Source organism: Paenibacillus sp. PK4536 (genome assembly GCF_028594455.2).
GTDB lineage: Bacteria > Bacillota > Bacilli > Paenibacillales > Paenibacillaceae > Saccharibacillus > Saccharibacillus nuruki.
This window is the reverse complement of record NZ_CP126313.1, coordinates 1,405,800-1,429,373: the sequence shown is the minus strand read 5'-3', so window position 1 is coordinate 1,429,373 and position 23,574 is coordinate 1,405,800. Positions and strand designations below refer to the sequence as shown.

Annotated in this window: 20 protein-coding genes; 5 read left to right on the top strand and 15 right to left on the bottom strand. The window is 38.6% G+C overall.

All coding sequences use genetic code 11. From position 1 onward, the window contains the following. Positions 1-130: 130 nt before the first annotated feature. Positions 131-1,267: a threonine aldolase family protein gene (locus PO903_RS06600; RefSeq protein WP_273592933.1), complete on the bottom strand. Its 1,137-nt coding sequence runs from the start codon at positions 1,265-1,267 to the stop codon at positions 131-133. A gap of 228 nt (positions 1,268-1,495) precedes the next feature. On the opposite strand from PO903_RS06600, the gene PO903_RS06595 reads away from it, so the two are divergent. Beyond that, the gene (locus tag PO903_RS06595) at positions 1,496-1,912 is read left to right on the top strand and encodes a hypothetical protein (protein ID WP_069329737.1); all 417 of its coding nucleotides are present in this window, start codon (positions 1,496-1,498) and stop codon (positions 1,910-1,912) included. Positions 1,913-2,022: 110 nt separating this feature from the next. Here PO903_RS06595 and PO903_RS06590 read toward each other — a convergent pair whose 3' ends face one another. From PO903_RS06590 to PO903_RS06555, 8 genes are all read right to left on the bottom strand, one after another. Then, the gene (locus tag PO903_RS06590; RefSeq protein ID WP_069329738.1) at positions 2,023-2,250 is read right to left on the bottom strand and encodes a hypothetical protein; all 228 of its coding nucleotides are present in this window, start codon (positions 2,248-2,250) and stop codon (positions 2,023-2,025) included. Positions 2,251-2,358: 108 nt separating this feature from the next. After that, positions 2,359-2,865 carry a hypothetical protein gene (locus tag PO903_RS06585; protein WP_273592932.1) on the bottom strand — a complete coding sequence of 169 codons (507 nt, stop codon included), beginning with the start codon at positions 2,863-2,865 and terminating at the stop codon, positions 2,359-2,361. A 242-nt stretch (positions 2,866-3,107) separates the two neighbouring features. After that, positions 3,108-3,395 carry a hypothetical protein gene (locus tag PO903_RS06580; protein ID WP_273592931.1) on the bottom strand — a complete coding sequence of 96 codons (288 nt, stop codon included), beginning with the start codon at positions 3,393-3,395 and terminating at the stop codon, positions 3,108-3,110. A 446-nt stretch (positions 3,396-3,841) separates the two neighbouring features. Continuing rightward, a complete protein-coding gene (locus PO903_RS06575; RefSeq protein ID WP_285097369.1) occupies positions 3,842-4,171 on the bottom strand; it encodes a hypothetical protein in 330 nt (109 codons plus the stop codon). 96 nt (positions 4,172-4,267) lie between these two features. After that, positions 4,268-4,699 carry a hypothetical protein gene (locus tag PO903_RS06570; RefSeq protein WP_273592930.1) on the bottom strand — a complete coding sequence of 144 codons (432 nt, stop codon included), beginning with the start codon at positions 4,697-4,699 and terminating at the stop codon, positions 4,268-4,270. 71 nt (positions 4,700-4,770) lie between these two features. After that, the gene (locus tag PO903_RS06565) at positions 4,771-5,271 is read right to left on the bottom strand and encodes a hypothetical protein (protein ID WP_273592929.1); all 501 of its coding nucleotides are present in this window, start codon (positions 5,269-5,271) and stop codon (positions 4,771-4,773) included. Positions 5,272-5,367: 96 nt separating this feature from the next. Continuing rightward, a complete protein-coding gene (locus tag PO903_RS06560) occupies positions 5,368-5,883 on the bottom strand; it encodes a hypothetical protein (protein WP_273592928.1) in 516 nt (171 codons plus the stop codon). Between the two features lie 240 nt (positions 5,884-6,123). Continuing rightward, entirely contained in the window at positions 6,124-7,350 is a 1,227-nt protein-coding gene (locus PO903_RS06555) for a Zn-dependent hydrolase (RefSeq protein WP_273592927.1), read from the bottom strand. Positions 7,351-7,706: 356 nt separating this feature from the next. On the opposite strand from PO903_RS06555, the gene udk reads away from it, so the two are divergent. After that, positions 7,707-8,342, top strand: coding sequence for a uridine kinase (gene udk / locus PO903_RS06550; RefSeq protein WP_069325792.1), 636 nt, complete (start codon positions 7,707-7,709; stop codon positions 8,340-8,342). Positions 8,343-8,767: 425 nt separating this feature from the next. Then, a complete protein-coding gene (locus PO903_RS06545; RefSeq protein ID WP_273592926.1) occupies positions 8,768-8,923 on the top strand; it encodes a hypothetical protein in 156 nt (51 codons plus the stop codon). 88 nt (positions 8,924-9,011) lie between these two features. Here the strand turns inward: PO903_RS06545 and PO903_RS06540 are convergent, their stop codons facing one another. Next, the gene (locus tag PO903_RS06540; protein WP_273592925.1) at positions 9,012-9,581 is read right to left on the bottom strand and encodes a helix-turn-helix domain-containing protein; all 570 of its coding nucleotides are present in this window, start codon (positions 9,579-9,581) and stop codon (positions 9,012-9,014) included. 189 nt (positions 9,582-9,770) lie between these two features. On the opposite strand from PO903_RS06540, the gene PO903_RS06535 reads away from it, so the two are divergent. After that, on the top strand, positions 9,771-10,463 hold the full coding sequence (locus PO903_RS06535; RefSeq protein ID WP_273592924.1) for an AzlC family ABC transporter permease: 693 nt from the start codon (positions 9,771-9,773) through the stop codon (positions 10,461-10,463). Next, positions 10,456-10,776 (top strand): AzlD domain-containing protein, encoded by a 321-nt coding sequence (locus PO903_RS06530; RefSeq protein ID WP_273592923.1) that lies wholly within the window; start codon positions 10,456-10,458, stop codon positions 10,774-10,776. The genes PO903_RS06535 and PO903_RS06530 overlap by 8 nt, the downstream gene beginning before the upstream one ends. 21 nt (positions 10,777-10,797) lie before the next feature. Here PO903_RS06530 and PO903_RS06525 read toward each other — a convergent pair whose 3' ends face one another. From PO903_RS06525 to PO903_RS06505, 5 genes are all read right to left on the bottom strand, one after another. After that, a complete protein-coding gene (locus PO903_RS06525) occupies positions 10,798-12,342 on the bottom strand; it encodes a right-handed parallel beta-helix repeat-containing protein (RefSeq protein ID WP_273592922.1) in 1,545 nt (514 codons plus the stop codon). Positions 12,343-12,516: 174 nt separating this feature from the next. Beyond that, complete coding sequence (locus PO903_RS06520) at positions 12,517-13,908, bottom strand: MATE family efflux transporter (protein WP_069325798.1); 1,392 nt, start codon at positions 13,906-13,908, stop codon at positions 12,517-12,519. A 257-nt stretch (positions 13,909-14,165) separates the two neighbouring features. Further along, positions 14,166-16,697 (bottom strand): LamG-like jellyroll fold domain-containing protein, encoded by a 2,532-nt coding sequence (locus tag PO903_RS06515; protein WP_273592921.1) that lies wholly within the window; start codon positions 16,695-16,697, stop codon positions 14,166-14,168. Positions 16,698-16,783: 86 nt separating this feature from the next. Then, on the bottom strand, positions 16,784-20,524 hold the full coding sequence (locus PO903_RS06510; protein WP_273592920.1) for an alpha-L-arabinofuranosidase family protein: 3,741 nt from the start codon (positions 20,522-20,524) through the stop codon (positions 16,784-16,786). Between the two features lie 207 nt (positions 20,525-20,731). Then, the gene (locus PO903_RS06505) at positions 20,732-23,518 is read right to left on the bottom strand and encodes a glycoside hydrolase family 3 C-terminal domain-containing protein (protein WP_273592919.1); all 2,787 of its coding nucleotides are present in this window, start codon (positions 23,516-23,518) and stop codon (positions 20,732-20,734) included. Positions 23,519-23,574 lie beyond the last annotated feature (56 nt).

The window sequence follows — 23,574 nt, the reverse complement described above, 5'->3', positions numbered from 1 at the left end:
GCTAAGTCGTTGAAAGATGTGTAGGATCAACGACTTAGCTTTTTTGTTTTTCTATTAAAATGATGACTATCACTCGATGTAGATTACTCTATCTCTTCCATTCAACTAGAATTGACGGGGCACTCTCTTTCTATTGGTTTGCTGAGACTTCTTTCAAGCGTTGATCTAGCCAGTGTAGAGCTTGTTGGATGTGCTCCAAAGGAATCTGTCCATAGCGGTCGCCGATGCTAAGTTCGGTAGAGCACTGTGTTCCATCCTTTTTGTCAGTGAGATAAGGAGCTAATCCAACATTAGTAGCCTGACACATTTCGATCAAGCTCGGTTCGATTTGTTCTTTGGGTAGTTCAAAATAGATATGGAACATGTTGGAGACAGGTACTTCTGGTAGCGTGTGAACCGCTGTACACTGGTTAATTTCATGAGCCAGTTGCACTGCTTCTTTGTAGTATTGTTCCATTTTGCCAACACGTTGTTCGTAGTAATATTTGGAGCTCAGGATATAAGGATACAAGCTGATCAGATCGCCACCGTGTCTTCTTTTCCAGACTTTAGATTCTGCGGTAAAGTCACTTGGCCCTGCTAGGATAGCCCCTGCAATACCACCGATACCTTTGTAAAAGGATATGTAGACACTATCGAATAACGCGCATACTTCAGCAGCCGTTTTTTGGTAATACGGTAAAATTTCAAACAATCTAGCTCCATCTAAATGCAGTAAAATTCCTTGTTCTCGGCAATATGCTGAAATGGCTTGTAGTTCACTATAGGCTGGTAATTGTCCTCCGATTTCGCGTTGAGGTAGTTCCAGTAACAGACAAGCAACCTTTTGATCCATTTGCTGTACATCTGCAAGTGTAATCAGGCGATCTTGATCTGCTAGTAAAATCGACTGGATATGATGCAATTCTTTCAATCCGTCTTCTTCATGAATCTCTAAATGGCACAAAGGATGGTACGCAACGTTATGGTTATTCTGGCGATCACACCAGATACGTAAAGCAATCTGTTGTGCCATCGTACCTGTTGGGAAAAACACTGCGCTTTCTTTGCCTAACACATCTGCCATCTGTTTCTGGAAATCTTCGATCACTGGTCCCCGACCATACATATCACTTGCAAGGTCTCCATTGATATCTGCAAATGCTTGTTGCAACACATGTATATTCCGATCACCATTCCCTGCTAAAATGTAATTTGTTTGCGCAAACGCTTCTCGTAATGTTAAAGAAGGTTGCTGGGCTGAAGTCGATTCAGGATTATTGTACATAGATATAAGCTCCTTTGATAGAAATAAAATCAATGCTTAACTATAGCTTTGAATTAACGTTACCATATCTGAATCCGAATGCGTAATCTATGCTAGGAAAAAGTAATACGTCTTCTAAATAAACAGTAATTAACCCAATATAAAATACAATTTAGGGTATATTTGGAAATTAAGTATACCTGTGTTATAATGACATTGGTTGTAAACTAATCACAAAGGAGAATGATGATGAAAAAACAGAAACTGATTTTAATTCCAGCCCTGTCGCTCGCCGCTTCTCTCGCCCTTGCACCTATTGGATTTGCTAGTGAGGTCTCTAGCACTCCAAACACACTAAACGCAACTAGTTCCAACCAAAGTGTAGCTCCATCGTTTACTGCTTCTCCCGTTTATAATGTAGGTACTAGTTCAGAACAGCTATTTTTACATGGCGAATTTGAAGTGAAAATCAACCCGAGTAAATATGCTAACTTTAATATTAAAATTTACGATAGTGCAGGTCGCCAAGTATCTGCAATGAGTTATAGTGGAAGTAGCCCTACAACACTACTTAAATCCGACGAAAAACTAGTAGGTCCACATAAAATAGCAGTCACTACTATTCCAGTCGTTGCAAATGCAGGAACCTTTCAAGTGAATTATTAATCTACTACTTACAATGAAATCGATTTTAAAATAATTATTAAAGAAAAAGCCTTTCTCTGTTTTTTGGAGAAAGGCTTTTTCTTATTACACTACATAATTTATTGAGCATTCTAATCGTCTAATTCATAATCATCCAAAGACCAAGGTTCTATTTTTTTGATAGCAGTCATAGGAATAAGCATTCTTGTATCATCATGAGCTTCTTCAGGACAAATCACAATAACATTATTGGAGTAATAATAATTAACATACAATCCGATTACAAACAAATTATCCAGAAAAGTTATTTTGATACCTTTATCTCTATAAGCTGGCATAAATATTTCTTGCTGATCCATGATCATTCCTCCTAAGTTCTTATTGTGTGATATGTATCTTTACTAATATAGCATCAATATACAAACATATACTGTTATATCTTTTTTCAATATCAGATGTGTTCGTTCTCACCCTTTTTTCCAATCATTTAGTAAAATGTGATCCGCTAGATTAGGGCATAAGATTTGACTATATTCTAAAAAATGATCATAAAAATGTTCAAACATCATTAAAAGCTCGTCTTTTTCTATACAAATAGCTTCATCAGGTGTCCAATTGGTATAACTTACACAACTTACTCTGACCTGATTATTCTCTTCTTCAAAAATAAGCAATCGTTCAATCCCTTGTTCATAAAAATCCAATTGAAATGAGAAATCTTTTTTACTTATTTTCTTTAAAATAAATGGAATTTGTTCGATTACTGTTAACAGATCAGTTCTACAATCGACAGACCATTGCTCTTGTCCGAAACCAGAAACAAGAAATAAAATCGATTCTGAAATTTCAAAAACTTCACATATGTCAATCAAAATGGCTAATGGACCATCTAGTTCCATTTCAAATGATGAATCCGTTATTGATACTCTATTTATAGAAGGTACGCTTTTCAAAATTAGCTGAATATTAAACATTTTAATTCCTCTTCTCTTACATCGAATTACCAATAAAAGCTATGCCTATTTTTGTATGTCATTTTTTCTTAAATACTGTTAATTAATAACGATCTCTATTAGTTAAATTCCTTTAAATACTTATGTAATTATTTTAGCTGTTACACTATTTTAGTGACTATTTTTTTAAAAGAACTACTATTATAATCTAATGATATGAAATGTTGTAATCCTTTATCTCTTAAATAACCAGTTTAATCAAATTATTCATTAACCTTAAACGCATTTCCCCATTCCATAAAGTTATCCCAAAATTTCTCGTCAAAAATAGATTCCTTATCTAATCCAAAAGCCAATGCAAGTTCTTTCCATTCTGTAAAATCGAACTTTACAGTATACATTTTACTTGTATAAAGTTCTATCACTAAACCTTCAAATGACATTTCGTATTCATCATGTTCAAAATAATGTGTTACAGTTTCTAATCCTTCCAAAGACAAAATACTTTCAGACATATGTATAAATCTTTTTAATTTTTCTTCTTCAAACACCGAATCACCTCTTAGATTATTATTTATCTAATACCTATCTTCAAATACCACAGACTATACAATTGGCTCGTGAGTATACCAGGATATTCCCCACTACCTGTATCCCATTTTTTTAACAGCTTACTATAATCTTTATACTCTTTTAGAACTTTACTTTTTAAATTGTAGTCATAATAAATGTTACAGTGAAAACATTGTAGTTTATCTGATCGACTTCCAAATCCTACTCCGTAAAGTTCTTTATGGCATTTAGAACATAGGATGCTATATTTTTTTCTTGAATTGGATAATAACAAGAGTACTCACCTTCAACTATTGAATTTTTATAGGCTATTTTCCAAATTCGAATATAAGGTAATAATCATTTTATTAGAATACTATATTTCAATCCATTTCTTTTAGGTATAAAGAAAACTCTTAAATATTGCCTACTCAAAATCTCAAACTTATTGGATCACTATATAACATAAGAACGCTTTTTTGCTATCCATTGAAGAAAGTAAATAGTATACAAATGAATCTTTCTTATCTTCTCTTACATAAAATGTTGAATTATACTCTATAAATTGTACTAATAATGTAAATAAAGTTTTTGCCGCGTGTAAGTTAAGATCTTGTAGTTTAATTATGATATTATACTGACCCTCAGCATATTTAATAGAAAAGTCTGTGATATTATCCTGTCTTTCAAGTAAGTCCCTTGTCTCTGACCAAATTCCTATCTCATATTCAGTATCTAGATTTTTGGATAATTCTAATAAGTTATCTTTATTCATTCTATCACCTTTTCAATAACGTAATGGATACCTCAAATGTTTATTTTAAGGGGTGAACTTCAATTTTTCTCTAAGGTTGTAACATCGAAATATCTATTATTTTATTTGCTTTCTCAACTCTTCTATATCATCAGTCATCCATTGTTTAGCATCTACTTCTCCCATCACTTTTTTTGAAGCCTTTGTAATTGATTTTTTAAAAAAAATAATCTCTGTATCTAGTGATGCAATGACTTCCAAGCCAACTTGTTTTCTTTTTATAAAATCTAATGTGATATGTGAGCTATCTTTTTTTACTCCATGCATATAGAACGGACCATCCATAAAATCAAAATTTTGTGATGTTCCAACAGACGAAGTTTCAAGTAATTTTATAGATTTATTCCACCATGTCAAAATAACTATAATGAAATCATTCCAATGGCAATCAGGGAAAAATGTATCTCCTATTTGAAAATAAACTCCACCCGTAATTGATTTGTGACTGCTAAGTTCAAGTGTATATTCTTCAATGACTACACCTACCAATTTGCACCCTCCTACTTTATAACAAGATATGATGTTTCAATCGTTTATAATTTTGCTACGTTTTACTATTCTTATTGAGAAAGAATCGAATCAGCACTTCCTTCATCTGTATTTATTTTAAATGATTGGATAGGAACACCTAACTCTTTAACATATAACTGTTGGCGTACATTTTTTTGTCCTCTATTAATAATTTCCAGACGATAATCATATTTCCCATCTGTTGTAGACTTAATAGGATCTTGATCTACAGAGTCACGAAACCATTCTTTATCGACCACACCCTCTTGATTCATGGAGGAGCAACCCAGTAAGAATAACGAGAAAACAAGAGCTACAGCACAACCTGAAACACCTATACTCTGCTTCTTTGTTTTCCACAAATAAAAGATAGATAGAGAGATCAGAATAATGGAGAAAATGCCGACAGAAAATAATGTGTATCTCGCTACAATATACATAGAACTTTGAAAATTAGCTGTTGAACCTACCACTAACCATAGAATTGATAATACATTTATAGTTATAGCTATTATCCAGATTCCTTTACATACAGCTGTAAGTATTCTCAATGTGTGCTCCTATCTTGGTTATTATTTTATTCAAAAAATTTATGTAAGTTTTATATAAGTTATATATTCAATAGATTCTTTCTTTTATTATTAGGATCAGTTAGAAATAATGAAGCTCTTTCCAGATAACATTAGTTTCAATTTATTATTCTTATGCTCAAATACTAAGTTTGAAGATATTTGTCTTACTTTCTCATTCAAAATATTTATATCAGGCATTTCGTATAAAATAAGTTCAAATGTTTGAATATATTCTGTCTCTGGATCAAGTGTCATCTGAATTTCTTTAATTTTAGGAACGGTTAATTTATTCTCATCTGTAACATTATTATTTACCATTACATATTTACCATTCAATACATATATAAAATCCTTGTTAAATACAATTTCTAATACTTGATAATCTGGCTCTATACTCCAAAACATTTCTACAAATTCGAACATAGAATCTTCGATTAAATCTTGATTTATATGGTTTTGGACTATTTCCTCCTGACTATAATTCATCCATAACTCAATGTCATTCTCGCCATCAATAATCATGCCAGGTTGACTAGGTCTTTTATCTAAAAACTCCCACTTTTTTTGGTAGTTCATTTTATCTCTTTCCATATTACTTCCCCCTAGTTAGAAGCTATTCTGGTAAATAATATATCTTATATGTACATCATCATACTATACATTCAAATAACAAAGTCTCTTTCACGATTCTAATATTCTCAGGTGTCTTGGGATAAAGTTAATATTTTCACTGATTTTGTTATTAAATGACCTAATTACTATTATAAAAAAACCACCTAACGATATTTATCGAAAGGCGGTACGTATGATTTATAAAATTCTGAATCCCATTCAACTCTCCAACATCCCCAACACGGTATCCAACAACACATTAATTCCTTTCTCACAATCTTCATACGAAGTCAGTTCTTCCTCACAGTGACTTTTTCCATTCACACTAGGTACAAATACCATCGCAGATGGTAAAAAAGAAGCGACAAATTGGGCATCGTGTCCGGCTCCGCTTGCCATTGTTTTATACGAATATCCTAATGTCTGAACCGATGTTTCCAGTCTTTCGCAAATCGTCGGATCAAACCAGACGGTATCGCGTCCCCACAACTTGGTGCTAGTCACTTCACAATCTCCCTGTACCGCAGGTAACCCTTGAATAATTCGCTCCACTTCACGTACAATCTCTTCATTCTTGTGTCTAGCTTCTAATGTAAAAGTCACTTTATTGGGAATGACCGTATGAATATTTGGAAATACATTCGCTCGTCCCATTGTATACACTAACTCCGAATCAAACGTACTTAATTGCGTGCGCAACATCGTCACTAGATCATTCATAGCAAAAAAAGCATCTTTCCGCATATCCATAGGAGTCGTGCCCGCATGATCTGATTCACCCGTGACTTCAATCTCGTAACAGACCATACCGACCACACAATCGACTAGTCCAATCTGTAATTCTTCTCGTTCTAATACAGGTCCTTGCTCAATATGTAATTCTAAATAAGCTGTAGCTTCTTGAATTCGGTGACTGACTTCTCCAGCATATCCGCTTTGAGCTAATGCATCGCCAAATGTAATGCCATCGCTATCTTTTTTGTTTAACATATCGGCTTTGGCAAATTTCCCAGATAATACTCCGGAAGCCATCATCGAAGGTTCAAAACGTGCACCTTCTTCGTTCGTAAAATTCACGATAGTAATCGGAATACGAGGCTTAATTCCATGATCGACTAGAGTACGGACGATTTCTAGCCCGGCGATGACACCTAATATACCATCAAAGCGACCTCCTTTTTTTACCGTATCCATATGAGAACCTATAACAATCGGAGGTACATCTTCTACACCTGCTAGTGTTGCATACATACATCCCATATCATCCACAACAACCGTCATTCCTAATGATTCACAACAGGAGCGAAAATATCCACGTACAGCGATATCCTGTTCACTCAATGCCAATCGTGTCACACCATTATTGTCTGTACGTCCAAAATCGGCAAAGTGTTCGATCGTTTCTGCTAACCTCTGACCATTAATAAATAGTTTTTGTTGTTGCATCTCGATCTCTCCATTCTGTTATGCGTTATTTGGGTGACACTTATATTTTAAATGCATATTAAAAATTAGTTCATATTTCTCCATACTAAATAAAACAAATAAGATTATCTATCTTACATCTTACCGTAATTTGAAGAAAAGTCATTTGACATTATGTCATATTTTATCTAATTTCAAAGTTACTTTATGCTACATTTTGGTTTGAATACTTCCTTTTGTCTATTTTCCTTTACACACCGTTAATATCATCATGGATTTGTCACTGTATTTTGATGAAATATAATGAAAAAACGTTGCTGCTATGCTACAATATTAGAATTGTATTGGGAACATTTAGGGAGGGTAAAGTAATCACTATGCTGATTATTGGTATTGCCGGAGGAACCGGATCAGGAAAAACAACTGTTGCTCGTTCAGTGATTGAACGTCTTGGCACAGACAAAGTCACTTTTATATCTCAGGATAATTATTATAAAGAGCACTCCCGACTGACTGCGGAAGAACGCCGATTGATTAATTATGATCATCCGTTTGCCTTTGATAATGAACTAATGATCGAACATCTCAATTTGCTCAAACAAGGACAGGCGGCTTTTGCTCCTGTATACGATTTTACAACCGACTCACGATTTGTGGATCAGACGCTCGAATTGCATCCCAATCATATTGCGATTGTGGAAGGTTTGCATGTATTATCTGATGAGAAATTGCGTGCAGAACTCGATATCAAAGTATTTGTGGATACCGACCCAGATGTGCGGATTTTACGTCGTGTATTGCGAGATATCGAAGAACGTGGACGTAGTATTCAATCGATTCACCAGCAGTACTTAACCACAGTCAAACCGATGCATGAAGCTTTTATTGAACCTTCCAAAAAATATGCAGACCTGATTATTCCTGAAGGCGGACAAAATGAAGTGGGTATTCAACTGCTTTCCATTTTGACGGAAAAGTATTTAACCGGTGATCGTGCATGGGGCGAAGCGTAAATTTAACCCTCTATATATGTAGATAAAAAGAACAGGATACGCACCCTTTTATGGTGTTATTCTGCGACTGTGTTACTATAAAAGCTGTTGGATAATTAATCCAGCAGCTTTATTTTTTGTATACACTTATTTTATTGATGCTATAGATAAGGAGGTAAAGACAGTAATGAACTATTCTCGGTTGATCATTGGATCTGTTTTCTTGATTGCAGGTACTCTTTTGTTTGGATTTGTACATGTAGCCGTAGCCAATATGTTTACCCATACTAGAGGACCTATTGATATGCCTGAACAATTCAATAATTTTTTAGACGTTCTCAGATTAAAAACACCTTATATTATTAGTATTATCTTCATGTGTATAGGTCTAATCTTATTGATTACTACTTTAATTCAAAGTCATTTTAGAAAGGAATAGTATAATTATGAGCAAATTAATTGTCTTTATAGGAGCTATCATGTTCATTTCAGGGACTCTATTGCTAGGCATGACACAAATCGCGGTTGCTAATTTTGTCCCTAATGTACCCGGTTGGTCTACACCACCAGGAAGATTTTTTACTGCAATGGAAGAACAATAATTCTCATATTACATATTAATAGGGTGGATTCACATAATCGATGAATCCATTTTTCTTTACTATTAGCTTTAAAATAGAACTCGCAATCCTAATGATAGGTAATCACAAAATGTAAAATAGCCATAGATTCAGATGAATTACTATACGTATGCTGACGATCAGCTTTGAAACGAATACATTCTTCCTCCATCAGATCATACCGTTCTTGATTCACTTCTACTGTAAGTTGACCTGACATTACGGTTACAAATTCAGTCACTCCAGCTTGATGCGCTTCAGATGTGTATGAACGATTGGGCTGTAAATATCCTCGATATAACTCAAATCCATTCGAGCGAAATAAAGGTTCGACTACAAAAGCATCGTCTGAACTTTTTAACTGCATCCCTTCTTGTTTGCGAATAATAGACACATCTGACTCTCCAGATAACAATGCTGCAATCGGAATATGTAAACCATCTGCAATTTTCCAGATCACAGATAACGTAGGGTTTGCTTCTCCCTGTTCAATCTTAATCAATGTTAATTTACTCACTCCTATTTGCTTGGCAAAGGCTTCGATTGTAATCCCTTTAGCTGTCCGAAATTGTCGTAAGTTAATTCCGATCTGCTTACCCACTTCTTCTTCTTTTCCTTGAAATTCAGCAGTTGTATCCATAATAAGCTCCTTTTATATTCAGTTCTTTCTTATTTATTCTACACGAGAGTATATTTAATTTTATAAAAAGTTAATTTTATTTTACTTTCAATTATAATCTATACTATAATCATACAAAAGTTAATTATAATATACTAATTAGTTATTACTTTATACTTTCACAAAATAGAATACAAGGAGAATTGGTATATGCTCACTAAACAACAAACCGTTAGAACCGCTTTACTTGAAGCTTTACCTTTAGCATTAGCGATAGCCGCTTATGGATTATCTTATGGAGTACTGGCTACACAAGCACATTGGAGTCTGTGGAGTACGATACTTATGTCTTTGCTCGTCTTTTCCGGTTCTGTGCAATTGGTGATCGTGGCTATGTTTATATCAGGGGCTGCTTTGCCAAGTATGCTGATCACTGCGGTATTGCTTAATTTGCGTAACTTGTTATATGGAGCTGCACTGGCAGATAATCTAGCACCTGCTTCTCGAAAATATCGCTGGTTATTAGCATTTGGTGTATCAGATGAATCATTTGTTCTGGGAAATATACGTTATCAGAAGTATGGAGCAGATCCTTTGTATTTTGGAGTGGTGGCAGGAACATTTTATAGTGCATGGGTTGTTGCTTCTTATATCGGCGCCTACCTTGGTGATCTTATTGATCCTGTACGTTGGGGGTTGGACTTGGCTTTTCCAATTACATTTGTAGCTTTACTTATTCCTGCTCTGACTCACAAACCGATTATTGCTACTGCTATCACAGCGCTAGGTATGGCTAGTCTATTGCATCATATGATGCCAAATAGTGAATTTAATCTTATTTTAACAGGTATTATCGCTCCATTGGTTGGACTCTATATTGCAAGGAGGTCACATCATGGCTGAACCGTGGGTTTTGATTATTGTTCTATGTATCGTGACTTTTCTGTCACGTCTGATGGGCGTCGAAATGATGGCAGGGCGAGTATTGAATCCCACCCTGCGCTTGTATTTCAACTTTGTTCCGATTGCGATCATGGTGGCGCTTATTGTAGATCAAATATTTACGACTAACCATGGATCATCTTCTATCTCATTGCCTATTCTCGGTGGCTCTATAGTAGCTGCATTAATGATTAAAGTCACCCGTTCATTTCTGCTTACTGTTGTCATCGGTATACTGGTTGGACTTGGAATACGGTACTGGCTCCATATTTAAAATGTAACTGCATTATGATTATTATTGATCAGCACCTATAGTAATCGGCGAATGGCTTTTGCGAGGTTGTCCATCGATATCCAGTGTACCTACTATAGATGGATCAGCAATCCCTTGATGAATGGCTGGTGAGCTTTGTTGTACATGGAAATTTTGCTTCGCAGGATCTACTAATTTGGGATTAGCAAATAGTGAATGGGCATCGTTACCACTACGTTTACGATAATCTGGAAAGCCTGCATACTCTTTATTTTTCCAAATCCATGTGGCTTCTGCGCTACCATCCGGTGCATCGTACAGATTGTAATCAATAATATTGCCACTATTTTTGGTATATTCATTGTAGATAAGCACATTGGATGCACCAGCGACCATAATATTATTTTTGATCACATTGTTGCGTGTATCGTATTGCACATACAACTGTCCGTTACCACGATTGAGGGTATCGTTCTTATACAGCGTATTGTTCATAATATGACTATTGATCGTTGAACCCCGCTCGGTATCATATCCGCCCATCGCAATGCCTGTAAGTCGATTGCTGAAAATAATATTGCTACGCACTGTAATATTGTCGGTTGATTTGCCGGCATGCTCTGAAGCGATCTCAATCCCAATATCGTTGTCATACACTTTATTTTGTTCGATCACTGTATCTTTGCCACCATCTACGTAGATAGCGCCTGCCGAGTTGCTGTTATTGGGTATCTTTTTCCCGTAAAAAGGATTGCGATTAGATGAGATATTGTAGATGGTATTGCCTTTGATCACGCCTTGACGGGCAACATCGTACTTCACATTAGGCGCTGTTCCTTCATATCCGATCACATCAATCCCTATATTATCGTTATCATGTAAACGATTATGACTGATCGTAAATTTCTCTACATTCCCATTGACGACTAGCGATTCGCTTGAGCCCAATACAAGATTGTATAACTCATTATGATCGATCGTAATATCATGTAGCGACTCTGGTGCTTTGTTGCCATACACTGCTATACCATGTGCATCTCGACCTGTTGCATGATTACCTGATAATGAGACCGTACTTTTAATATCATGAATTTTATTTCCTGTAATTTGAATATGACTACCTGCTCCTTGTATACTGATGCCTGTTGGTACTTCATCCGCATGAATAGTCGTATAATTACGAATTTCTAATCCTTTGATCGTAATATAACTAGCATTTTGAATATCGATCATTCCTTGCAGTCCATCAACAGCTTGACCTGTTCCATCTAAGACTGCTTTTTCCGAAGAATAAGGAGTAAAAGTAATATTGCCTTTGCTTGCTGATCCTGAGCGAGTAATCGCTAGCTGTTGCTTATAGACACCTTCTCGCAGATAGACCGTACTGCCTGCGGGCACTGTATCTGCTGCATGTTGGAGCGTTTTCCAGGGAGAAGTGATTGTTCCTTTCTGACTATCTTTACCTGTAGGCGAGACATAATATGTGTTCGTTGCTGCTTCTGCTGAAGGTTGGCTACAAGAAATCAATAATCCGATACATAATACACAACCCAGACGAAGCAGACGATATATTTGAGACTTTTGCAATTCATACTCATCCTTTCTTGATTAAAGATCTGAACATGTCCCATTATAAACGTAATCTGATGACTGTCTAGCATTCTATTCGTAATGCCCCTATTCACTATACTTTAAAATAACGTAAAAAAAGCCCTGACTACAGACGTCTTGCATCTGCAATCAAGGCTTATTGATATTTGTCTAAATGACTCGATGTTGAAGCCATTTATTTCCTCGGAATCGTTTCATAAAGATCAATCCTCTGACGGCCCATTCACAATCCATCGCGATCCAGATCCCGAGAATACCCCAACCTAGCGTAATCCCAAGGATATAACCCAGTACAACCCGGAATAACCACATAGATAACATTGACACCAGTGAAGTAAACTTGGAATCTCCTGCTGCACGTAACGAAGAAGGAGTAATAAACGCAATCGCCCACAAAGGAACTTGAGCAATCGTATTGATTAAAAGAACTAAGAAAATATCGTCTACAATCTCTGCTGGCGGATTAAAGATCGAGATTAATGGATAGAAGAATGGGAAGATCAATAATCCCATCACGACAAATGAAAGCGACGATAAAATGAGAAATGACTTGGTAAATTTGCGAGCATCTTGGATATGTCCGCTACCAATACACTGACCAACTACTGTAATAATCGTAAGCGCTAATGCATTGGCTGGAATCTGCATCACGCCTGCTAATGAAGAACAGATCGCATTCGTAGCGATGGCATACGTTCCCATACCTACAATAAAAATCTGGGTTAAAATTTTACCCCCATTGAAAAACATTTGTTCAGCGGCAAAAGGAAGACCGATAAATAGCACTCTTTTCAACATCGAGAACTTGATAATCAAAATCTCACGCAATTGAACTTTCAGGTTAACATCCATTTTGAACAGATAATAGATTGCACAAGCAGCGCCCAAATATCTTGCAATATTCACCGACAAGGTCATTCCGAATACGCCCATATGTAACCCGTTAATAAAGACAAAATTCAACAACACATAAATTAAATTCATAATCAGCGATAACATCAATGAAGCTCGTGTACTACCTACCCCACGTAATGCTCCACATACGGCTTCCACGATCGCTATGCCCAGAAAAGAAGTACAACTTCCGATTAAATACGTTCGTGCTAGATTCATCACATCCGCTTCAGCCGATCCAAAAAGGATATTCAAAATCGGTGCATGAAAAATAATCCCGAATAAAGCTACGGCTATCGCCAGTAAAGAGACCGAAGAAACGGCTCCTGCACTCGCTTCAGAGACTCCACGCTCATCTTCGCGTCCTTTGTACTGCGCAACAACTACGGTTCCGCCTGTCGCAACAGCAATAAATACACTCAGTAGAAAAATATTGATCGAATCGATCATATTGACAGCACTGACTGCGGCTACGCCTGCTGAACTGATCATTGCAGTATTGATTAAGTTCAATCCCATAATAAAAATCTGATCGATCAAAATCGGTACAAACAGCGCAATCATCTGACGATAATGAATCGTTGATCCTGAAAAGTACTTATCCAGTAGTCGATGACTTCGCTTAAACTTAAGTTCAAATGGTTGCATCATAATTCACTTCTTTTACATTAGAATGGGCATACCTGAGAAATAGACCGACATTAGTGTATCAAAAGGGCTTTATTACAATATAACTAGAAAAAAATAGTATAAAAAAAGCTCTTCAGGTCAAAAGCAACTGAAGAGCATGATTGATAGTGTCAATATAATAAGCTTGTTGTCCAAGCTCATGTTCGTCGATTGCGTACATGAATATATCATTCTTTACATGAAAGAACAATACTTTGGCGCAATCTTGGATGTTTTTATGATTTCGCTAATTGAGAAAGCTGAGCAGGTGTTAGACTACCTTTGTAAATACGTAACTCATCCATCTGCCCTTTGAAAGGAGTATCCCAGTAGTTCACACCTAGACCGAAGCTAGCGTTACCACCTGTAAAAATATCCGGGAAGTTCGTCCCGCTAAACTGCTGAACTCCATTCACATAGATCGTTAAGCTACCTTCATCGACAGAGAAAGCCAGATGCGTCCATTGATTCGCTGGAATCGTCACGCCCGTCACTCCGTCATACCACGCTGTGCCAGACCAGACCATCGCCTTGTCTGCTGTTGCACCACGCGGGATTAAGCTTACCCAGTGATCGGTATCTTTTGCCCCGAAAAAGGCAGGTGAATAGGTTGTCAATTGATCTGGCTTCACCCATACCGCAACCGAATACGAATTGTTAGAGATCAATCCTTGTGGCAAACGAATACCAGATGTCCCGTTGAAAACAGCTGATTGTCCACTGACTCCAGTACCATACGTAATCGTTCCCACTGTAGAGTCTAAGCGATCTCCAGTCACTGTTCCTTGTCCAAATGTTGCTGTTGTATCTTTTAAATTATGTTCAAAACTGTATTGCGCTGTTAATGTAGCTTCTACAAAAGGTTGTACGGTTACCTGAAATACTTTGGTTTGTTTGATGCTACCTTTGCTAATAGAAGCAGTCAGTGTAACATTTGCTGGTGCTTGTCCTGCTTGTGAACGAGTGACTACACCTGTATTACTAACAACTGCTGGATTGGAACTTGTCCAGACTACCGATGTGCCACGACTTGCTACAGTCGGCAATTGTACATTGCTGATTATATTGGATACATCACCTAGACTTAGATCACTATACACATCTGCGACCACTTGCTTATCCGATTCCTCAACGAGACGACTACCCCAACCCATTGTTCCATTGGTCGATAAGGCTGTGAATGTCATATTATACTGCTTGGTCACTGGATTCCAATCTTTCACAAATACACCTGTATACTTCACACCATCAATCGTGAGTATAGCATCTGCTGTGCCTTTTTTCTGCCATGTTCCTTGCAGTTCGCCCGAGATCGTACGATCTTTGTTGAGACGAATATATTGTGTATTTTTGATCGCCGCAGAAGAATCATTCCCATGATCGATAAATTGATAATCGCCTACAACCATCTCTTCACTTACTTTAGCTAACGTCTCACCTGCATACCGGTAAGGAGATAAAACAGGCCAGCCTTCTTTATTGATATACATCTGGTGAATACGAAGTTCATGCTCTTCACCTCTCGCCGGGAAACGAGTATGGAAGACAAGGAATGTCTGCCCTGTTTTATCATCCGTGTAGACCGAGTTATGACCTGGAGAAACATAGCCGAAGTTTTCTCCATACCCGGGATCGCCTACTTTGCTATCCCATAAATAATTACCGATTAGCTTATTACCATAGGTCACATTAGACGTTTGCGCAGGCCATGTGGCTTGTTGCCCTTTCGCATCTTGATAGGGACCATCTGGCTTGGTCGCGCGGAAGACACGCATATTGTATCCACCATTTGCAGCCAATCCACCATACGTCATATACAGATAGTAGTATCCACTTTCTTTGTTGTATTGAATATAAGGCCCTTCACCAGACTGACCGTAACCGCCAGCAACTTTGGTGCCGAAATAACGATCAATCAAGCGTCCATCTTTGGTTTGACCATCTTTGCCCGGATAGATGGGTTTGCCTGTTTTGGCATCGATTTCTAAAACAAAAATACCGCCAGACCATGAACCATAAGTCATCCATAGCTTACCTTTCGTATCCGAAAATATCGTTGGATCTATCGCATTAGGATAGTTCTGATTCGCATAAGTTCCGTCTGCATTGAACCATGCTGAACTTTCACCACTTAATTTCTTCTGATTGATCAACGTCTGGATATTGGTGTTCGTCCATTTTTTATCAACTGTACTGTTGTTGTCGAATGCTTTATCTTTGGTAAATCCAGAATAGATCATTGTATCGACATACGTATAAGGTCCTTCTATTTTTTGAGATACCGCCATACCGATGGCAGAGCGAATATAGGTAGAAGATGTGCAGTAATAGATAGTATATGCACCTTTGGTGCCATCCGCATTCACATATTTAGGATTCCAGATCACATCTGGCGCCCAGACCGAGAATCCGCCTTTGCTATCTGCATCATTTTCGCCTGCCCATTTGAATGAACCGGCTAGGTTTTTGGAAAGATCGCCATAGATCGTATTTCCCGGAGTAGTGTAACCGTTTGCAAATGAAGTCCAATTCATCAAGTCTTGCGATTTAGCAGCCGAAATATGGGAACCGAATACATAGAACGTTCCACCTGCTTTGATAATCGAAGGATCATGTACCGATACATTGGAAAATGTAGGGGTAGTGACGGCTTGCTTCAACTCATATTCTTCTGCATGAGATGTAGCTCCTCCAAAACCAATCGCAGGAATCGTTAATGAGATCATCAATGTCAGTGCAGTTGCTTTTTGAATCCAACCTTTATTCATTACTTGTGCCCCTTCCGCATAATAAAGATGAGAGCGGACCATAGTCATCCGCTCTTTGTGACTAAAATAAGAATAGAAATGAATGATTACGACTGTATATCCAATACCAGCACATTCACAGAATTTGCAGACAATGGAACGACTAACGATTGATCCTCGATCTGTAGCTGTTGTTCTTGAGGTACCACTTTTTCGTCGTTCTTTTTGTTTACATTGGGAACATGTACAAGTTCAGCATCACCAGTTAATGTGATGAATTGGGCTGTTGGTGAGACGTTTAATGCTTGCAGGTTGATGCGTGTAGCTTTGTCAGCATCATCGGCATTTACTAATTTGATATAGATATGCTTCTCGTCTTTGGTAACGGAGTGGAATACTTCACGGTTGTAGGCTTCTAGCTTGTAATCGTGTACTTTACTTGTTGTCTGACCGTCTGTATAGAAGCAGATTAAGCGATTGCCTGTATCCCCACCATAATTAACTGTAATCGTATACGGTGTATGATTAGTGATCGGTTCATAGCTAGCTGCTCTTAGATTACCTGCGGCTGTACTGGTCGAATAATCACCTAATGTATAGCTTTCTACGCCTTGCTTATGCACTTTAACACCTGTAGCCTGACCGTCATAACCAATCGCATACTCGATCACATCTTTGTTCTCCGCAGAGATATCAGTCAGACCTGCACCAATGTAAAATCCATCTGTACCGGATACTCTAGAAGCCACCACCTCCACTGTGTAATCTGTCCACTCTTCATTGATAATATAAAGACCATTAAGCCCACTTGCTTGTGCTTTCAAAATTAATCCTTGTGCTGGATCGATCGTATAGCCTACAGAACCCGGAATGTCTTGCCAGATCGGTTGTAACTCTTGTGTGAAATCTTGTTCCAGCAGTACAGAATGATCTTTATTCGATATCACTTTGACACGGCTAACGATCATCTCAGCATTGCCAGTCGCAATCTCGATCCCACCACGCGGAATCCATTCGATCGCTTTTCCATTTTTATAAGTTGAAAAGGAAGTTCCCAGTACTTTCGTTCCCAGATATTTCGCATACAAATGCTGTACATAATAGTTCGGAGTAAACCAGACACTTTCATCATCGAACCAGATACAATCCGGTGTCCATCGGTATGTTCCATCGGTTAATACTTTGTTAAATAGTGGTGCATAAGCGGCTAGACGAACCACATCTGCATTATTTTCAAAACCAGTGATCACGGCGGCTTCGGCTACAGCGCCTGCAAGTGTATTTTTATCGGTAGATGCATATTCACCGACAAATACTTTGGACGATTGTTGCCAGTCGATACTGCCATCTGGATGATACGCTCGATAGTAATAGTTGTAACGGTCTGCATTACTGAGTAAGTATTCATTGGAACGGTAATAATGCTCATCGGCAATCGTATCCATATAATTGGATTGATCTTTATACCATGTGACAGTTTCTTCGGTTACTTTCTCCCCATCGGCAAAAGCCACTTCTGCTGACCCTTCCATATTGCCACTCAAAAATTTCCAGCCTTGTTGGTAGGCATCATCATCTGCTTGCGCTCCAACGGTTGAGATAATATGCAGTTCATGATTCGGATAATGCTTCTCCATGTACTGATCAATCGCGACCTTAAACACTTCAAAGTTAGCAAAAAACTCTACACCCCAGTTTTCATTACCAACGCCTAGATAACGAAGATCGAATGGTGCTTCATGTCCCATATGGCGACGCATGGCTGCCCATTCATTATTTTCAAAATCCATACTAATCGCAAAGTCGATCAGATCGGTAAAGTTCTTAATAAAGTAATCCCGTAATTCTCCACCTGCTGGATGCGCATAATCGGAGCGTGCCTGACACAATACACCACATGCCATTACAGGAAGAGGCACAGCATTCAAGTCTTCAGCTAATTGGAAATATTCCATATAACCGAGACCCATCGTCATCATATAGCCCCAGACGTTAAAGTTTTCTTTGCGTAATTCAATATCTCCGATCGAGTCTTTCCAGTCGTATACATTTTCCCAGATAAATGAACCCTCAGAGATACAACCACCTGGAAAACGTAAAAATTTAGGGTGCATTTCAACCAATGCGTTAACTAGATCTTTACGTAAACGGTAATTCGGATTGCCTGTATAGTTAGCATGAGCAGAAGAAGATGAGATCTCTTCTGTCGCCCCCCATACATCGAACGGCATCAACGAGACCATATCAATAGAGATTTCGCCATCAAATGTAATCGCTAATTGCCCGAATGTATCTGCTGTACCTGTCAATGTAATCGGAACATCGACTCCGTATTTTTTCCATGTGTGATTGCCTTCAATCGGTATAGTAATTGGCTCGCTGATGCTATCATGCTCAGCAGATTGTAGTTGGATCGTGATGCTTCCAGCAGATTCCGCTTTTGCCCAAATCGTGAAGTTATACTGCGCTCCTATACGAATCGCCATCGCACAATTATGATTGGTATCGCCAAATCCTCGATTATAAATCGTTGCTTCATCCGCTACTGTCACATAATAAGAGTTCACTTCTGGATCTTGTACGCCAAAGTGTTCATTTAACCCACCACTGGATTGTGGAGTCATCTGCTCTGTATCTCCAAACCATGCAAATAACGGCTCACGGTTACGTCCAGTCGAACATCCACATTCACCAGAAGCATGAGAATAGGTATCAAATGCAAACGATTCAAACGAACGATTTTGTATCAATTCTGCATAGATTCCGCCATCGGCTGCATTATTAATATCTTCATAAAATAAACCGTACATCACTTCACTAACATCCAATACTTCCTGATCGCCATGAATAGTTAGCGTATACGGTGGCAAATGAGCAGGTAATACAGACACATGGTAACTCTTTTCAAGTCTAGTCGTGCCTCGAGTCAATACAGCTGTTAATGTAACTGCTTGTGGCTCAGTAACTTGTCCCATCTGGCCTTGATCCGATAACCATGCTGGTTGATTGGAAGTCCATGCTACATTTACCCGTCCACCCATCAATTCCTGTGGTAATGCAATATCTTTGGTAATAATCGTTGTAGGGAAAGACAAATATTTATCTCGTGCTAGTCCAATAATCTCTTCATCGGTTAACGAATCGCACATCACTTCTATAATCTCATCCGCAGATAATCCTGCTTCATAGACACGGAAATCAGCTAGCGAACCTACAAAATCATCATCCGCAACAAACTGAGAACGTCCGATATAATTTGCATTCTTGGTGGTCTGTTCTGCGAATGCTTGGAAAAAGTGACGCAAGCGTGCATAGTTACCGCTAGACGTCTGGCTAATTGATCCATCGGCAAGTACTTCACCATTTACATAGACCACAGGGCCGGCGCTACTAAGCGTTCCACCTTCTGTTCCTTTCACAGATAAAGCCACATGCATCCATTCGTCTCGCACAAATCCTTTACCCGGATCTATCGCTAGATCGCCATCAGCAGTCAGGGTTCCGCGCATCTGACGTGTCATAAATAAAGACGGACTTCCTTCTCCATTACCAAAATCAAAAAGGCGCTCCCAGATACTTACGCCCATCCCTAAATTCACCCATGTCGTAACTGTTATTCCATTGTTATCGCTTACATTTTGAAGTGCGTGAACAGGAAGTTGAATAAATGAACTACCATTTCGTCCTCCTGCAAACGTAACTGCATGTCTACCAAAGACTTCAGAGATTACAGGCTTGATCGTGCCTGTGACGATCCCATCATTTCCTTTACCTGAAGAATCTTGCTCAATATGTTCTGGATTATCAAACTTATAATGTACGATGAGTTGATCTTGTAGTTGAGTCATGATTATTCTCCTATCTACTCTCTATAGTTAATATAAATATTAATAAATTAATATAATTGCATATTATATAGCCATATTACTCTACTATGGCTATACTTTTCAATGCTTAATTTTGAAATTAGTGGAAAATAGGTAGAAAAGGATAGCAAAAACCACTAGCCCTTTGCTCACTAGTGGTTTTGTTATCTTTCATTTTATGAAGAATACTTACACTTTTCTCAATTCCAGATGCTTCACTTCAATCCCTGGCTTCACAAATTCAAACTTCAATTCGTATACTCCTGCTTCTAATTCCACCTTCACTAACTTCTGTGTAACCCACTTGCCTTCTGTACCATTCGTCTGGATCGTGGTCACAAGCTGATCATTGAACGTTAAGTTACAAGCACTTTGCGCCAGATCATTATCAGGTGACATGACATAAGCGAACAATCGGTACATTCCGCTTTCTTTGACTTCGATAAATGTAGATTCATCGGTATCCAGTGGAATCGGTTGGTTAGGTGTTACTTTTTGTGCTTGTTCTGCGGATAAGCCAGCATTGCCTTTGAATAGATCAATACTCTCAACAAAGGCTTCTTTACGGGCAAACACAGGCGCTTGCATAATAAATTCACAAATATTAATCGCACAACGTTGTAACTCGCCTACGGTTAAAGATCCATTCGCTAACGATTCGATCGTGTTATCGCCCCAAGCATTGGTTTCTGCTCCATAGTTAGGCACAACCATATACAGATCATTTTGCGCACGTACCATAGCGTTCATATTTTTGCGATCAGCGGGACCAGCTTCTGCCGTATCATTCATAATCGCCCACCAGTCGGTCATCACGATACCGTTAAAGCCCCATTCACCGCGTAGAATCGTTGTATTCAGATCATAATTGGAAGCCGCCCAATGGCTATTAATCGGATTGTATGAAGTCATGACCGAGTTCGCTCCACCTTGCTTCACAGCAATCTCGAATCCTTTTAAATAAATCTGGCGAAGCGCACGTTCAGAGACAACAGCATCGACTTTACTACGATGTTTCTCCTGATTATTACAAGCAAAATGCTTCAGTGTCGCATTCGAACCGCCTTTCATAATTCCACGCGTACAAGCCGCTGCGAACACACCTGAGATCAACGGATCTTCTGAAAAATACTCAAAGTTACGTCCATTTAACGGACTACGACGGATATTAAGTCCCGGTCCAAGTAAAGCATCAATATGGTTAATCAGCATTTCCTGACCTTCCATCACATACAATTCTTCAACCAGTTCACTATTCCATGTTGCTGCAAGCAGTGTTCCAATCGATACCTGTGTAGATTGCTCTCCGCTATCCATACGAATCCCAGACGGGCCATCTGCTGTACATGCGACTGGAATGCCATAGCCAAATAGATTGTCACTCACGCCGCCAAAAGCAGATGCTGTCCCTGATGTTACCAGTGGACTACTCATCCCTTCCCCACGGACTAGAGTAGCCAAGTCTTCGTTATTCAATTGAGCTACAAATTCTTCGATACTGACTTTGCCATCGGCTACATCTTTCAGCTTATGTCCTTTATCTCCTGTCTGCGCTAGGGTTTCAGGAAGGTTTTGCTGAATGCGTTCTTTTAGCGAAATCTGGCGTGTTGGAGCTTCGACAGAACTCAGTTCATACGTGCCATCCTCTTTGCGAGTACCCGGTTTGACCCGATTAAAGCTTTCAACAGGAGCCATCGCTTCTGCACATTGCTCCACCACATGCAACTGTTCCAGTACATAACCACTTTGTCCATTTACCTGTACAGGTTGTACCTTTTTCACACTGGTTCCTACATGGAAAATATACGTACCACTTTCTAGAACATAAGCAGAACGGTGCCCTGTTACTCCGCTATCATCGTAGGAAGCCAAAGAAGACATAGGGAACGTAATCGTTAACGTTTCTGCTTCTCCCGGTTGTAACAGCTTCGTTTTGCCGAACCCTGCTAACACTTTCACAGGTTGACCCAGTTCTCCTTGAGGTGCTTCTACATAGACTTGTACCACTTCTTTACCTGCAAATGTAGAACCGCTATTATGCACATTGACCGTGAACTCAATATGTTCTTCTCCATCTTTGGAGATCACTTTAGCTTCTTGAGCGTCGATCGTAAAGTCTGTATAAGATATGCCGTATCCGAATTCAAACTGTACTTTCTCCGGGCAAAACGTTTCAAAATAGCGATAACCTACATAAATATCTTCTTCATATACACTTTTAAATTCATTACCATAATTACGTGTAGACGGGTAATCTGCAATCGAATAAGCAATCGTATCGGTTAGCTTACCACTAGGTGTCACTTCACCGACAAGCACATCTGCAATCGCGTTACCGCCTTCCATTCCGCCATGCCATGCGTAGATGACACTGCTAATCGGGTGTATGTATCCTGTATCATTAATCCAGCTCATATCTACAATATTGGATACATTCAAGATCACAACCGTCTGGTCAAAATGAGCAGTTACATGTTGCAACATGGATTGTTCCTCAATCGTTAATTTATAACTTCCCGGCTCATCTGCATTATCCTGATCTTCCCCAGCAGTACGTCCGATGATCATAATCGCTTTGTCCGAATGTTTACGTGCTTCGGCGACCAATTCATCTGTCAACGGCATTTCTTTCTGGAACCAAGGCTCTGCTGCCCAGCCACCACCACCGTTATCAAACGGATTTTCTTCGATCCACTTTTCATAGACATATGCTAATTGTTCGTTGACTGTGATATCTGCTTTACTGCGTAATCCATCTAACAGATTAGTCGTATACGCTACATGTACACTACCGCCAGAACCTGTACCACTGCGATAATAATTGACCTGTGTCCGACCAAATATTGAAACGCTTTCTTTTTTCTGAATCGGAAGAACCTGACCCTCATTTTTCAATAATACTGCACCTTCAGCAGCCACTTTACGACTAAATTCTGCAAATCCTTTCAATGGAACGCCTATCGTTGATGTACTCAAATGTATCGCCTCCTGATTAGTTGATCTATCTATATTATGTACTTCATCTTGTGCAA

Coding starts and splice junctions, on each gene's coding strand:
- PO903_RS06540 (WP_273592925.1), bottom strand. CDS start 9,581: ATGGATACAACTGCTGAATTTCAAGGAAAAGAAGAAGAAGTGGGTAAG.
- PO903_RS06515 (WP_273592921.1), bottom strand. CDS start 16,697: ATGAATAAAGGTTGGATTCAAAAAGCAACTGCACTGACATTGATGATC.
- PO903_RS06520 (WP_069325798.1), bottom strand. CDS start 13,908: ATGCAACCATTTGAACTTAAGTTTAAGCGAAGTCATCGACTACTGGAT.
- udk (WP_069325792.1), top strand. CDS start 7,707: ATGCTGATTATTGGTATTGCCGGAGGAACCGGATCAGGAAAAACAACT.
- PO903_RS06585 (WP_273592932.1), bottom strand. CDS start 2,865: ATGTTTAATATTCAGCTAATTTTGAAAAGCGTACCTTCTATAAATAGA.
- PO903_RS06590 (WP_069329738.1), bottom strand. CDS start 2,250: ATGGATCAGCAAGAAATATTTATGCCAGCTTATAGAGATAAAGGTATC.
- PO903_RS06555 (WP_273592927.1), bottom strand. CDS start 7,350: ATGCAACAACAAAAACTATTTATTAATGGTCAGAGGTTAGCAGAAACG.
- PO903_RS06560 (WP_273592928.1), bottom strand. CDS start 5,883: ATGGAAAGAGATAAAATGAACTACCAAAAAAAGTGGGAGTTTTTAGAT.
- PO903_RS06530 (WP_273592923.1), top strand. CDS start 10,456: ATGGCTGAACCGTGGGTTTTGATTATTGTTCTATGTATCGTGACTTTT.
- PO903_RS06510 (WP_273592920.1), bottom strand. CDS start 20,524: ATGACTCAACTACAAGATCAACTCATCGTACATTATAAGTTTGATAAT.
- PO903_RS06600 (WP_273592933.1), bottom strand. CDS start 1,267: ATGTACAATAATCCTGAATCGACTTCAGCCCAGCAACCTTCTTTAACA.
- PO903_RS06575 (WP_285097369.1), bottom strand. CDS start 4,171: ATGAATAAAGATAACTTATTAGAATTATCCAAAAATCTAGATACTGAA.
- PO903_RS06595 (WP_069329737.1), top strand. CDS start 1,496: ATGAAAAAACAGAAACTGATTTTAATTCCAGCCCTGTCGCTCGCCGCT.
- PO903_RS06535 (WP_273592924.1), top strand. CDS start 9,771: ATGCTCACTAAACAACAAACCGTTAGAACCGCTTTACTTGAAGCTTTA.
- PO903_RS06545 (WP_273592926.1), top strand. CDS start 8,768: ATGAGCAAATTAATTGTCTTTATAGGAGCTATCATGTTCATTTCAGGG.